The sequence below is a fragment of the Limnobacter sp. UBA3528 genome, from assembly GCF_002377005.1.
Lineage (GTDB): Bacteria > Pseudomonadota > Gammaproteobacteria > Burkholderiales > Burkholderiaceae_B > Limnobacter.
In genome coordinates this window covers 68,654-81,591 of sequence record NZ_DFOZ01000002.1, presented here as the reverse complement: position 1 = coordinate 81,591, position 12,938 = coordinate 68,654, and the positions used below count along the sequence as shown (strand labels likewise).

At 53.8% G+C, this 12,938-nt stretch carries 15 protein-coding genes; 4 read left to right on the top strand and 11 right to left on the bottom strand.

What is annotated here, in order from left to right:
* Positions 1-17 precede the first annotated feature (17 nt).
* The gene (msrA, locus tag B4N58_RS01425; protein WP_291745154.1) at positions 18-560 is read left to right on the top strand and encodes a peptide-methionine (S)-S-oxide reductase MsrA; all 543 of its coding nucleotides are present in this window, start codon (positions 18-20) and stop codon (positions 558-560) included.
* Here msrA and B4N58_RS01420 read toward each other — a convergent pair.
* The 9 genes from B4N58_RS01420 to B4N58_RS01380 are packed head-to-tail and all read right to left on the bottom strand — an operon-like array spanning position 550 to position 7,684.
* The gene (locus tag B4N58_RS01420; protein WP_291745152.1) at positions 550-1,353 is read right to left on the bottom strand and encodes a tRNA threonylcarbamoyladenosine dehydratase; all 804 of its coding nucleotides are present in this window, start codon (positions 1,351-1,353) and stop codon (positions 550-552) included. The genes msrA and B4N58_RS01420 overlap by 11 nt on opposite strands.
* Positions 1,353-2,474 (bottom strand): S1C family serine protease, encoded by a 1,122-nt coding sequence (locus B4N58_RS01415; protein WP_291745150.1) that lies wholly within the window; start codon positions 2,472-2,474, stop codon positions 1,353-1,355. The genes B4N58_RS01420 and B4N58_RS01415 overlap by 1 nt, the downstream gene beginning before the upstream one ends.
* Positions 2,471-3,112, bottom strand: a complete 642-nt coding sequence (locus B4N58_RS01410; protein WP_291745148.1) for a DUF2946 family protein — start codon at positions 3,110-3,112, stop codon at positions 2,471-2,473. Before B4N58_RS01410 ends, B4N58_RS01415 begins: the two co-directional genes overlap by 4 nt.
* On the bottom strand, positions 3,105-4,103 hold the full coding sequence (locus tag B4N58_RS01405; protein WP_291745140.1) for a YheT family hydrolase: 999 nt from the start codon (positions 4,101-4,103) through the stop codon (positions 3,105-3,107). Before B4N58_RS01405 ends, B4N58_RS01410 begins: the two co-directional genes overlap by 8 nt.
* 15 nt (positions 4,104-4,118) lie before the next feature.
* Positions 4,119-4,574 (bottom strand): YybH family protein, encoded by a 456-nt coding sequence (locus B4N58_RS01400; protein WP_008249605.1) that lies wholly within the window; start codon positions 4,572-4,574, stop codon positions 4,119-4,121.
* 53 nt (positions 4,575-4,627) lie between these two features.
* On the bottom strand, positions 4,628-5,482 hold the full coding sequence (gene purU / locus B4N58_RS01395; protein ID WP_008249604.1) for a formyltetrahydrofolate deformylase: 855 nt from the start codon (positions 5,480-5,482) through the stop codon (positions 4,628-4,630).
* 37 nt (positions 5,483-5,519) lie between these two features.
* Positions 5,520-6,557 carry a lipopolysaccharide heptosyltransferase II gene (waaF, locus tag B4N58_RS01390; protein WP_291745136.1) on the bottom strand — a complete coding sequence of 346 codons (1,038 nt, stop codon included), beginning with the start codon at positions 6,555-6,557 and terminating at the stop codon, positions 5,520-5,522.
* Positions 6,554-6,757 carry a zinc-finger domain-containing protein gene (locus tag B4N58_RS01385; protein ID WP_008249601.1) on the bottom strand — a complete coding sequence of 68 codons (204 nt, stop codon included), beginning with the start codon at positions 6,755-6,757 and terminating at the stop codon, positions 6,554-6,556. Before B4N58_RS01385 ends, waaF begins: the two co-directional genes overlap by 4 nt.
* A 6-nt stretch (positions 6,758-6,763) precedes the next feature.
* Entirely contained in the window at positions 6,764-7,684 is a 921-nt protein-coding gene (locus B4N58_RS01380; protein WP_008249600.1) for a branched-chain amino acid transaminase, read from the bottom strand.
* A 142-nt stretch (positions 7,685-7,826) separates the two neighbouring features.
* Here B4N58_RS01380 and B4N58_RS01375 point away from each other — a divergent pair, with 142 nt between their 5' ends.
* The 3 genes from B4N58_RS01375 to B4N58_RS01365 are packed head-to-tail and all read left to right on the top strand — an operon-like array spanning position 7,827 to position 10,624.
* Positions 7,827-8,480, top strand: a complete 654-nt coding sequence (locus B4N58_RS01375) for a TetR/AcrR family transcriptional regulator (protein ID WP_008249599.1) — start codon at positions 7,827-7,829, stop codon at positions 8,478-8,480.
* Positions 8,481-8,529: 49 nt separating this feature from the next.
* A complete protein-coding gene (locus tag B4N58_RS01370) occupies positions 8,530-9,198 on the top strand; it encodes a protein-L-isoaspartate O-methyltransferase family protein (RefSeq protein WP_008249598.1) in 669 nt (222 codons plus the stop codon).
* A gap of 13 nt (positions 9,199-9,211) precedes the next feature.
* On the top strand, positions 9,212-10,624 hold the full coding sequence (locus tag B4N58_RS01365) for a TolC family outer membrane protein (protein ID WP_291745131.1): 1,413 nt from the start codon (positions 9,212-9,214) through the stop codon (positions 10,622-10,624).
* Here the strand turns inward: B4N58_RS01365 and B4N58_RS01360 are convergent.
* Together B4N58_RS01360 and waaC are read right to left on the bottom strand one after the other, a co-directional pair.
* A complete protein-coding gene (locus tag B4N58_RS01360; RefSeq protein ID WP_291745129.1) occupies positions 10,602-11,972 on the bottom strand; it encodes a 3-deoxy-D-manno-octulosonic acid transferase in 1,371 nt (456 codons plus the stop codon). The two genes, B4N58_RS01365 and B4N58_RS01360, sit on opposite strands and share 23 nt — an antisense overlap.
* Positions 11,969-12,934, bottom strand: coding sequence for a lipopolysaccharide heptosyltransferase I (gene waaC / locus B4N58_RS01355; protein ID WP_291745127.1), 966 nt, complete (start codon positions 12,932-12,934; stop codon positions 11,969-11,971). The genes B4N58_RS01360 and waaC overlap by 4 nt, the downstream gene beginning before the upstream one ends.
* Positions 12,935-12,938 lie beyond the last annotated feature (4 nt).

Sequence of the window (12,938 nt, the reverse complement as noted above, 5' to 3'; positions counted from 1 at the left end):
AAAACAGGCTTTGATCTATGTCGAGCAAGATAGAACAGGCAACCTTGGGCGGGGGTTGTTTCTGGTGTACGGAAGCCGTTTTCCGGCAACTCAAGGGAATTGAGTTGTGTGAATCGGGCTACAGCGGGGGCAGCGACCCCAACCCCAATTACGACAGGGTGTGCGGCGGGAGAACCGGGCATGCCGAGGTAATTCGGCTGCACTACGACCCCGAAATCGTTTCGTTCCGCAAAATTCTGGCGGTCTTTTTTGCCATCCACGACCCCACCACCTTGAACCGTCAAGGCAATGATGTGGGAACCCAATACCGCTCGGTTATTTTCTTTCACACGCCCGAGCAACGCGACACAGCCGTGGCGTTCGTCGAAGACTTGGAGAAACGGAAAATTTTCCGAGACAAAGTGGTGACCGAGATTTCGCCGTTGCTGAATTATTTTCCGGCTGAGAAATACCACCAGGAATATTTCGAGAACAACCCCATGCAACCCTACTGCGCCTACGTGGTGGCGCCCAAGGTTGAAAAAGCCGAAGACCTGTTCGGCGACCTGTTTAAGCGTTAGTTATCTGGCGTTTATCCATGCAGTTCGCGATGGCCCATGCGGCCATTTGCATACCCATGGTGGCAGTCACTGTGACCACCGAGCCGTAACCCGCGCAATTCAGGCCAGCCGCTGGTTCGCAGGTGTCACTGCGCTTGACTTGCTCTGCTGAATAAAAAACCGCCACACCCAGTTTTTTCTTGGGGTCTTTGGCGTATCCATGCTCGCGGCGCAGTGTGTACCTCACCTTGGCCAGTAGGGGATCGTTGATGGTATCTCGCAAATCGGCCGGTTGCACCAGCCAAGGTTTGGTTTTTCCGCCAGCGCTGCCAGACAACACCACGGAAAGGTTCAAACGCTTGGTCCAGGTCACCATGGCCACCTTCGCACGCACATTGTCGCAACAGTCCAGCACCACTTTGTATTCGCCAGCCGCAGCAGCAAATTCAGTCAATAGCGCCTGTGCATTGTCTGGTTCCAGAAATGCATCCACCAAGGTAACCTGGCACTGCGGAAAATAGCCATGAATGTGATCAGCCAAAGCCTTGATTTTTTCTCGCCCCAAGGTGGCATCACAGGCCTGAATTTGCCGATTGATGTTGCTTTCAGCAACGTGGTCCATGTCGACCAGCGTAATGCGCCCCACCCCGCTGCGCGCCAAAGCCTCAACTGCCCACGAACCCACGCCCCCCACACCCACCACCAGGGCATGAACGCGCTGGTTGAGAAACGCATGTGTGCCATCACCGTACAGGCGACTTATTCCGCCAAAACGTCGATCCAGATCCGAGTGCTCGTCTGTTGGTTCAACCATTAACGTGCTTCCAGATCCACGATGCTGACAGCCACTTCTCGCGTGTCATCGCCCCGCATCACCAGCAGCTTGGCAGTGCCGCCCACGCCGATTGTCTCCAGTGCTTTGGACAGCTGCAACACATTGGCCACTGGCTTGCGGTCTACGGCGATAATGATGTCGCCCACCACACCAGCCTGCAAATCAAAGGGTTTCAAGCCAGCCTGGGCTGCAGGCGAACCCGGCTCAACACCCATGACTGCAATGCCACGAATACCCAGGCGGCGGGCCAGCGACTCATCGGCCACCGCAATTCCGATACCGGGGCGGGGTAAAGTGCCACGCTCAATCAATTGCGGCACAATTTCATTGACCAAATCAACAGGAATTGCAAAACCAACACCTGCCGAAGTACCGCTTTGAGAAAGAATGGCGGTGTTGACACCGATCAGGCGCCCAGCGGAATCCAGCAAAGGCCCCCCCGAGTTGCCTGGGTTGATGGCCGCATCGGTTTGAATGACATCGGGTATTTCGCGCCCGTTGCTTACAGGCAGGGTACGCCCAAGGGCGCTGACAATGCCCGCTGTGAGCGTTTTGGACAAACCGAAGGGGTTACCAATTGCAAATACCGATTGCCCCACCAGCAAGTCGCCAGACGTTCCCACAGGGATAGGCCGCAAGTTGGCGGGCTTGTTCACCAAACGGATCACTGCGAGATCGTACGAGGGCGCAATACCCACCAAACGAGCCGGCAGTGGTTCCGAATCATCAAGCTGAACGCGAATGCGACTGGCACCCTCCACCACATGGGCATTGGTCACAATGTGACCGGCATCGTCCCAAATGAAGCCTGAGCCTGTACCTTCAGCCACACGCCTGAAAAACAGTTGACCCTGCACGCTTTCCGTAAAAATGTACGCCACGGAGGCCTTGGACACCTCGAACAGCTCAACCACGCTTTTTTCGCCAGCGGCGAGATCACCCCGTGCCTCCACCACGCGTGGTGTGACATTTTCGGGGCGACTGGTGAACAGGTTTTCGATGCTCGACTGGTTGTAGAGCACATACAACAACGCCACAAACAACACAAAGGCAAGCAATGCGGTGACTGACGCACCGCGTTGATTCTGGTTCGGTTTCACGAATTTGGATCCTGCTGGTTAACTTCGGGATTCGGGTTGAATTGAAAACGTTGCGCCACCGTGCTTGATTCGATGGGCACCAATTTCAACGTGCAAGTGCGTTGCCCCGTGGACGTGTTTTTATCGCGACGCAGTTTGGTGCGGGCCGCAATCAGGGTATCGGGGTCTACTTCGGGCACCGCCCAACTGGCATTGTGAACCAGCTCGCTATTGCTCTCGTGCAGACCCTCAGCAAGCAGGTCCATGTCATTGCTGTGCAACAGACCAATGCCGTGCTCTCCCTCAATCAGCACCCTACCCTGTTCATCCTGATACATGCCCAACGGCCAACACACAAGGCCGGTGTGAGTGCTCAACATTAAAGCGCCGTGCTCCAGCGGGTGAATTCGATACACCCAAGGTGTGTAGGCCAGGTGCACATAAGCCTTTTGAGGGCCATTCTGAAAATAGTAGCGGCCATCGGCCTCACAGCCGTAATTGCGCGCCATGAAATTCAAAATCCGCGGATGGCTGATTGTCAATCCTTCCGGCACCGGCCCGGTGAGCAACCAGTCGCCCTGCAGGCTCAGCTTGAGCCAACCGGCGATGGCCGGCACATTGGGCCAACGTGCCAGTGCTTTTTCAACAAGATCATCCACCACTTGCTCCTGTGTGCTTCGCCGAGTGCTGCGCAAAGAAAGCATCGCACTGCTTGGGCAACCAGTCCAGCCCCAAGCGCAAGCTGCGACCATTGGCAAAGCCCACATGGCCGCCATGCTCGGTAAACAGGCACTTTACTTTCGAAGAAACTTCATTCGGTGTCGGCAAATGTTGACCGCTCATAAAGGGATCATTTTTTGCGTGAATCATCAACGTGGGCACTGCAATGTGTTTCAACAAAGGCTTGGCCGAGGACACGGCGTAATAATGTTCTGCATCCCGAAACCCGTGCCAGGGTGCTGTGACACGATTGTCGAAGTCGAAGAAGTCTTTGCAATTGGCGATGTCTTCAGCCTTGCCCAATTCGGGGAAGCGCTTGACCTTGTCAATTGACTTTGGAATCAAAGTACCTAAAAACATGCGCGTGTACACAAGGTTGAATCCTTTGGCGAGCGACACAGCACCCGCCAGCAAATCAACTGGCGCACTCACAGACACTGCGGAACTGATTATTTCACCAGCCTGTTCCTGCTGCTCACCCAACCACTTCAACAACACATTGCCGCCCAATGAAACACCGGTGACATGCATGCTTCTTACGCCAGGAAGGGTAGTGCGCAGGCGGCGCAAAATCCAGTCCATTTCGGCAGAATCGCCAGAATGATAGGCGCGCGGCATCCAATTGTTTTCGCCCGAACAACCCCGAAAATGCACAACCACCCCCAAGGCCCCTGCCAAGCGAGCCTGATTCATCACGGCAAGGCTGTAGTGACTGCGCGAGCAACCCTCTAATCCATGAAAAAGCACCCAGAGTGTGTGATGTTTTGCCGCGTGTTCAGGAGATTCTGTGAAATCAAGGTCGATGAAATCGCCGTCTGGCGTGTTCCAGCGCACACGGTGATAGTGCACGCTGGGTTTGTTGGCCCAACGAGCGGCCATGATGGTTTGAGAGTGGCCATCGGGAAGCCACCAGGGCGGACGATACACCATACTGCCTAAGCCCGGTTAATGCAGCGTAGGCTGCGGGTCGAAGTCGGACAGGTCGTCCTCGACCATTTCTTCGGAATCCATGGCTGGGCTTGCGTGATGCATCACGATTTTCCAGCCATTCGGTCCCTTGTGATACACATTGGTCGCATTCACTTGCACCACATGGGGTTCACCTCTTGAGCTACTCATCATCACTTGCTCAACAATGTTGTGCACCGACACCATCACGCCTTCTACTCGGTGCACAGGCACCACACGAATTTGCAGAGCGCCCGCAGAAAGAATTTCTTTCCACGAGTCACGCACATCGTGATAACCCTCCACACGTGGGCCGCCAGGGTGAATGCACACCACATGCTCATCATCAGCCCAAAGGTCCATCAGGGCTTCCAGATCGGCCGCTTCGAGTGCCTCGTAAAAAGCTTGCTCGATGTCTTGCGGTGAAGAATGAATAACTTTGGCTCGGGACATTCAACGCACTCCAATGGGTATTAATGTGTTTTGAATGATGTTTTTAACGGGGCTCACTGAAACACCACTGTTTTTGATCCGTTCAAAACCACGCGGTGCTCACAATGCCATTTCACCGCACGGGCCAACACCATGCATTCGGTGTCGCGCCCTCGGGCGGTCAATTCCTCTGGGGTTAATGAATGGTCAACGCGCGCCACGTCTTGTTCAATAATCGGCCCCTCATCCAGATCGGAGGTCACATAGTGCGCTGTTGCCCCAATCAACTTGACACCCCGATCAAAGGCCTGTTGGTAGGGCTTGGCGCCCTTGAAGCTGGGCAAAAAGCTGTGATGAATATTAATCACACGTCCCAACATGTCGCGGCACAATTCAGGCGACAAAATTTGCATGTAACGGGCCAGCACCACCAAGTCAATTTTTTCGCGCTCAATAATTTGGCGAATTTGTGTTTCCTGAAGCTCCTTGGCCTCCGCTTTCACGGGCAAGTGGTAGAACGGCACACCATACGAGGCTGCCAGCAACGCAAAATCCTGATGATTGGAAACAATGGCAGGAATTTCACAAGGAAGCTGGCCACTTTTCCAGCGAAACAGCAGATCGTTCAAGCAATGCCCGAACTTGGATACCATCAGCAACACGCGAGGCTTCACACGGGCATCAAAAAACTGGTATTTCATGGCGAAAGGCGCTGCGACCTTTGCGAAATTGGCCTGCAATTCCACTTCGGTCAACTGGCTTTCAAGCGGCAATGAGAAATGCACTCTCAGGAAAAAGAGATTGGTGGACTCGTCACCAAATTGGGCAGAGTCAAGAATGTTGCACTGTTGGTCAAACAAAAATTTGCTGACGTTGTAAACAATGCCCGTGGTGTCGGGGCAAGAAATTGTCAGGATGTAATCACGCATGGTAAGGCCAGGGTGCGTTGAAAATGGGCTTGTAAGATCATACTCCCTGAGAAGCAGGCACCAGCTGTTCGGACACCATTTTCGGGTGGAGCTTTTTCAGGCAATCGGTGTGGCCCAGTGGGCACTCCCGCTGAAAACAGGGGCTACACTCCAGATTGAGGTAATACACCTTGGCCTTGCTGCTCAAGGGCGGCGTGTGGTGCGGGCTACTGGAGCCGAACACGGCATGCACCTGGACATTCAGGGCAGCGGCCACATGCATCAAGCCGGAATCGTTGGTCAGCAACTGGCTTGCCGCCGACATCAACGCGACAGCCTGCGCCAAACTTGTTTTACCCGCCAGGCTACAGGCGCGGGTTTGCAAATCCAGAGGCAGCAGACCGAGAATTTCCCCACAAAAACCAGAATCCTTGGGGCCACCAAACAGCACAGCCCTCTGGGCGGGGTTGCGCAGCAAAAACTCGGTGGCCACTTCAGCAAAATGCCCGGCTGGCCAGCGCTTGGCTGGACCGAACTCAGCACCTGGCGCAATGGCCAAAAAACCGGGTTGGAGATCAAACTCGGCACATGCCTCAGTGCGCATGCCCGCCTCAACATTCAACACCGGAAACTCAAGTACATCAGCGGAATAAGCCCCAAGTTGTCCGTACCACTCGATCATGGGTGGCTTGGCTTTTTTGGAAGGCTTGGACAGAGCATGCGTCAGCACCGCCGTGCGTAGTTCTCCGCTGTAGCCAACCCGTTTTGGTATGCCAGCAAACCAGGGCACCAGTGCTGATTTCAGGGAATTGGGTAAAACCACCACCATGTCGAAGCCGCGCCCGGCAAGGGAGGCGCCCACTTGTTTGCGCAAGCGCCACTGTAATTTGCCATGGGAAAAGGGTTCAACCTGCACAGCACGAACAGCGTGGCTGAACTGGTATACAGGTGCTGTCACCGGCGGAGCGAGCACATGAATTTCACAGGGGCGGCCGTCAGCAAACCGCAGGGTGTTGTCTTGATGCAAGGCTTGGATCAGCGACAGGCTCATGACCGCATCGCCAATCCAATTGGGAGCAACAATTAAAACCTTCAATGTGCGTGTACTTTTGCACCAGGCTTCAAGGTATACACCGTGCCGCAATAAGGGCAGGTCGCCTTGCCTGTTTTGGTCACATCCAGGTACACCTTGGGGTGTGTGTTCCAAACCGGCATGGCCGGGTTGGGACAAAACGCGGGCAGCTGGTCGCCGTCAAGTTGCACAGTTTCGTGTTTTGCTTTTTTGTCACTGATCATGATGTTTTACACCCGGGTCAGCCAGTGTTCGTATTTTTCATTTCGACCATACACCACATCGAAATATCGCTTTTGCAATTCTTCAGTGATTGGGCCACGTGTGCCGGCACCGATGGTTCGGTTGTCCAGTTCGCGTACAGGCGTTACCTCCGCGGCAGTACCTGTGAAGAAACACTCATCAGCAATGTAAATATCGTCGCGAGTCAGGCGCTTGCTTTTTACTTCCAGTCCCATTTCACGGGCCAGAGAAATAATGGTTGAGCGGGTAATGCCGACCAGGGCCGAGGCGATTTCAGGCTCAAAAATACAGCCATCTTTAATCACGAATACGTTTTCGCCTGCGCCTTCGGCCACAAAACCATCCACATCCAGCAGCAGCGCTTCGTCGTATCCGTCTTGCACTGCCTCGGTATTGGCCAGAATTGAGTTGGCGTAAGTGGCAGCGAACTTGGCACGTGCCATGGTCACGTTCACATGATGGCGTGCGTAGGACGATGTTTTTACCCGAATGCCTTTCTGCAAACCTTCTTCACCCAGATAGGCGCCCCAAGGCCAGGCCGCAATTGCCACATGGGTTGCTGCACCCTTGGGTGATACACCCATTTTCTCAGAGCCGTAGAAGGCAATTGGGCGGATATAACAGGAATCGAGGTTGTTGGCGCGCACTACTTCGCAACAGGCGTCCATGATCTGCTCACGGGTGTATGGCATGTTCATGCGATAAATGTGGGCCGAATTGAACAGGCGGTCGGTGTGCTCTTTCAACCTGAAAATGGCAGGCCCTTTGTCAGTTTTATAGGCACGTTCGCCTTCAAACACTGACAAACCATAATGCAAACTGTGGGTAAGCACGTGAATTTGAGCTTCACGCCACGGCACAAGTTTGCCGTCAAACCAGATAAAGCCATCGCGATCGGCCATTGACATGCTGAATTCTCCGAAATTCCAAGATTTACCAAACCGTCATATTCTACAACCCAACAAGCACCGATTTGGGCCGATCACGTTGACTCGGTGAAGAATGAACCACTATAGTGCAATCAACCATCATAAAAAAAGAAGTACACCTATGAAGCAATGTCTGGCGAATGCTCAACCCCGTTGGACGCGTAGAAAACAAGAGCGCCCACAAGAACTACTCGATGCCGCACTGACCATTTTCAGCGAAAAAGGATTCGCTGGAGCCCGCCTTGAAGACGTGGCCAAAAGCGCAGGCGTGAGCAAAGGTACGGTCTACCTTTATTACTCCAACAAGGAAGAATTGCTGAAAGCCGTGGTGAAGGAACATGTTTCACCCATTGTGGAAGAAGCAAAAAGCCTGCTGGAACCCGAGAAAAGCTCGGCCACCCTGATTCGCGAAGCCATTCACCTGTGGTGGCTGAAATACGGATCAACCAAGCTGAGCAGCATCACAAAAATTGTGCTTTCTGAGGCCAATGCCTTTCCCGAATTGGCGCGCTTTTTCTATGACGAGGTCGTTCGCCCTTGGTGGGACTACCTGGAATCTGTGCTGAAACGTGGCATTTCCCGCGGAGAATTCACCGACATCGACACGGAGTACGCCGCACAAGTGCTGTGCGCGCCGTTGGTAACACTCGGGCTGTGGAAGCGAACCATGGACGGTTGTTGCGGCGTGGAAACCAACCCGATGCGCTACATTGAAGCGCATATTCAAATGGTGCTGAATGGTTTGACCTGCCCGCAGACATCGCGTGTTGCATAAAATTTGCTAAAATAGCGAGTTATCCATTTTCCCCACGCGAGAACCCGCCATGGACTTCGAGAAAGCCCGTTTCAACATGATTGAACAACAAATCCGCCCCTGGAACGTGTTGAACCAGAAGGTGCTTGATTTGCTTGAAATTATCAAACGCGAGAATTTTGTGTGTTCCGGGCTGGAGAAACTGGCCTTTACCGATTGTGACCTCCCCATTCGCGTCAATGGCGCCGACACTGGTGAAGCCATGTTCAGCCCAAAAATGGAAGCCCGCATTCTTCAAGAGCTGGAACTGGGCACACATGAAAAAGTTTTGGAGATTGGCACAGGTACAGGCTATATGGCCGCGCTGATGGCGCAACAGTGCGCCCATGTCACCACCATCGAATTGAACCCGGCTGTTGCTGAACTGGCTCGCAGCAACTTGAAGAAAAATGGAATTACACGCGTGAAGGTGCTTGAGGGCTGTGGATTTCAGCTGGCTCCAACGCTTGGCCAGTTTGACGCGATCGTGCTGTCGGGCGCGACTCCTATCATGCCTGCCGGCTTGCTTGAAGCAGTCAATCCGCTGGGGCGCCTGATGGCAGTGATCGGTCAGGCTCCAGCCATGCAGTTGGTGCTGGCTCGGAAATCTCGCGATGGCCAACTGATTACAACGCCTTTGTTTGAAACCATGACCAAGGTGTTGACCAACGCACCCAAAGCCAGCGAATTCGTATTCTAAGGACACGGGACTCATGACCCAGCCCGATCAACCCGTTCTGATACGACACACATCGGGCTTCAAATACTTGCTGCTCAGCGCTTTGCTGGTGTTGCTGATTTGTGCAATCGCCAGCCACTCGGCATGGGCGCAAACCCATACGCCACAAAACCAAACTCCCCAAAACCTGCTTGCGCTGCACAGCCTGGCCAAACAGAATGATCCTGCCTTTCGAGCGGCGGCTTCACAATTGCAAGCCGACCTTGAAACTGAAAACCAGGCATTTTCAGCTTTGCTGCCCAACATCAATCTTGGAGCACGTATTGAAAAACAGGACAACACCTATGATGCGTTTGGCATGTCGATTGACGCCAGCCGCAACCCCGGCACCTACAGCCTGGTACTGAACCAGGCACTGTTTCGCCCCCAGGCTTGGGAAACTTACAAACAAAGCCAGTTGAGCGGAGAAGTGGCCAAGCTCAGTTTTCAGCAGGCCGAACAGGACCTTGTTTTAAGGTTGACCCGCGCCTATTTCGATTTACTGACTGCGCAAGACGACCTGGCCAGCATTCGTGATCAAAAGGTCGCCATTACAGAGCAACTTGCTTTGGCTAAAGCCAATTTTGAGGTGGGCAGTGCCACTGTTACCGACCAACAAGAGGCACAAGCCCGATTCGATCTGACTGTGGCTCAAGAACTGGCCGCCCAGAACCAGCTGGCTCAGCGCAAACTACAACTTGAAACCATTGTGGGTATTCCAGTGGATAAACTGGCCACACTGACACCGACCACGCAACTGAGTGCGCCCACGCCAAACACCGCGGAAGCGTGGGCCGAGCAAGCACGAAACAATAACCTGAGAGCTCAGCAAGCGAGGCTGGCAAAACTGATTGCCAAAGGCGAGAGTAACAAGGCCAGGTATGGTCACCTGCCGACTCTTGACCTGACCGCCCAAATGGTTGAAACCGAGCAGCAGATTTTTGATGGCAATAGTGGACGCCCCTTCGACCTGGGTGTGGATAGCACCACGATTGGCTTGGTAATGAACATACCGATTTTCAGCGGTGGCGGTACTCAAAGCCAGGTGCGCCAACAAGCAGCACTGCTGGAAAAAGCGACAAACAATGTAGAACTCGCAAGCAGAAACGCCACGCAGGCTGCGAAGTCGGCATTTTTGGGAGTTCAAACCAGCCTTGCACAGGTCAAAGCCCTTGAAACTGCGCTGGCCTCAAGTGAACTGGCACTGCAATCCAACAAAACTGCCTACGAAGTAGGGATTCGGATCAACGTCGACGTATTGAATGCCCAGCAACAGTTCAATGCCACGCAACGCGACCTGTCAAAGGCCAAGTACACCAGCCTGATCAATATGCTTGAGCTTCAAGCGGTGGCGGGGCAGTTGAATGCTGAAAGCGTGCAGCAAATCAATCAGCTTTTGGTTCACTGAGCCTATCAGCCGCAGGCAATTGTGTTGGCAGGTTCAGCACATCGAAGCTACGCTGGGTAGCCCCACGATGCCCTCGAGCATACGCAAAGGCTGCTTTCTTGGCCTCATCGAAGCCTTGAAAACCACTCAAGTAAAATTCACATGCCGCCAGCAAATGTTCGAATCGGCGAGCCGCTCTCGCGGCCAGCGCATCCTCTGCGGCCTTGGCAAAATTAAAAGTATTGGGCCCCATCCATACCGGGCAACCATAGGCGCAGGCCTCAATCAGGTTTTGCCCACCAAAAGGCAACCAGGAACCACCCAGCAAAGCCAGATCGGCCACGCTGTAATAGGCCGGCATTTCACCCATGGAGTCGCCCAACACCAAACGGGCTTGTCCAAAACCTGCCAGGGCAATATTGCTGCCTGCATTGAAAGAGGCACTTCGACGTACGGGACGAGCAACGCCCATCCGTGTGGCTGCCTCCGCCATCAATTCAAACACCTCATCAAAACGCTGAGGGTGACGCGGCACAATCCACACACTGGCTTTGGGCATGCGTTTGAAAAACTGACAGCGGTTCAAGGCATCGAGTAACAACGCCTCTTCCCCTTCCCGACTGCTGGCAAACAACACCACCTGCTCAGCCTGGGTAGCCTCTCTCCAGGCGCGCCCCGTGGTGGCCAACTCAGGCTTCAGCGCCACATCAAATTTCAGGTTGCCACACACCGCATCTACAGGTCGACCAAGTTTCTCGAACACAGCCGCATCGGTCTGTGTTTGCGCAATCAAGGTACCAACACTTTGCAACACGGGCTGGCTCAACAGTCTTAGTTGCGCCAATCGCCTGCCAGTGGTGGGCGAAACCCGGGCATTGAGCAAGGCAGTGTGTACTTTGGCCTTGGCTGCCCCCAACAGCAAATTGGGCCACAGCTCTGTTTCAACCACCCACAGGGAATGCGCGCGCACTTGTTTGAGTGTGCGCGCAACCAGATAAGGCAGATCGTAAGGTAGATAAAAAAATTGAACCTGATTCAATGTCGAATAAAGCTGGCGGCATGTGGCCAAACCGGTTGGCGTGGTACAAGAAACTGCCCATTCATGTTGAGGATAAACCTTGGCCCAATGCTGCACCAAAGGGGAAATGGCATGGGCCTCGCCCACTGACACAGCATGCACCCAGATTCGCTTTTGCCCCCCGGGCACAGATCTGAATTCAGGCAGGCTCGCCAAAAAACGCTGACCCCACCCCTGACGATATTCAGGCTGCCGAATACCGCGTTTGAGCAAATACAAGGCTAAAACTGGCTGAAACAAAAAAAGAATCAGGCTGTAAAGCCACAAAAAGATGCGAGCCGATACACTCAAAGTTTATTTCCCCGTAGCAAACGCGTTGCCGCCTCGAACACCTCGCCCACAGCAGGCTCTCGACCCACATCACCCAAACTAATGGCATGAGGGTTAAAGCGCGGGGCGAATCGCCAGGCCGGCGTGGCAAAAAACAAAGCGACCATGGGTAAATAATGCGCGGCCGCCAAATGCGTTATACCGGTGTCCACGCCAATCACAAGACCAGCCTTTTCCAGGCGGAGACGCAATTCGCCCAAAGCCATGCGGGGCAGCACTTCAACCCGGGCAATACCAGATGCAATTTTTTCTGCCTGCTGTTGTTCAGCATCGCTGCCCCAAGGCAGTTTGACTGCATATCCGAGGTCGGAGAATCGATGTGCCAATTCTCGCCATTTGACGACTGGCCATTTTTTTTCATCACGGGCCGTGGCATGTAAAAACCAGATTTCCGCGCCGCGGGGAATGGCAGGAAGTACCTTTTGAGGGACAACGTCATAGAAAACGGGCTTCCCAAGCAAACGATAGCCCAACAGCCCCGCTGCCAATTCTCGCAAACGCTCGACCGCATGGGCCTGCGGATCCCAGCCAGCCCGCTTGGAATAAAAGAGACAAGCCAGGCTTTCTTTGGCATAAGAAAAACCAGGGCCCATCAGGGTACCCTTGGCCGTGCGCGCCAGCACTGCACTTTTGATCAGACCCTGCAAATCAACAATGGCATCGTATTGCCTGTCAGCCAATCTGTTTCTCAACAGTTTCCATTGCTGCCAGGTGTAACGAAGTCCCTGCTTGCGCCACTTGCGTAAATTAACCGGGACTACCTCGTGAATATGGCTACTGCCACGCACGAGGTCAGCAAATGGCTCCTCCACCATCCAGTCGATCTGAATGGAAGGATCGTGGGCATGAACATCATTCAAAACCGGCAAGGCATGAATGACATCGCCCATGGAAGTGGTCTTAACAATTAAGATACGCTTCATCTAG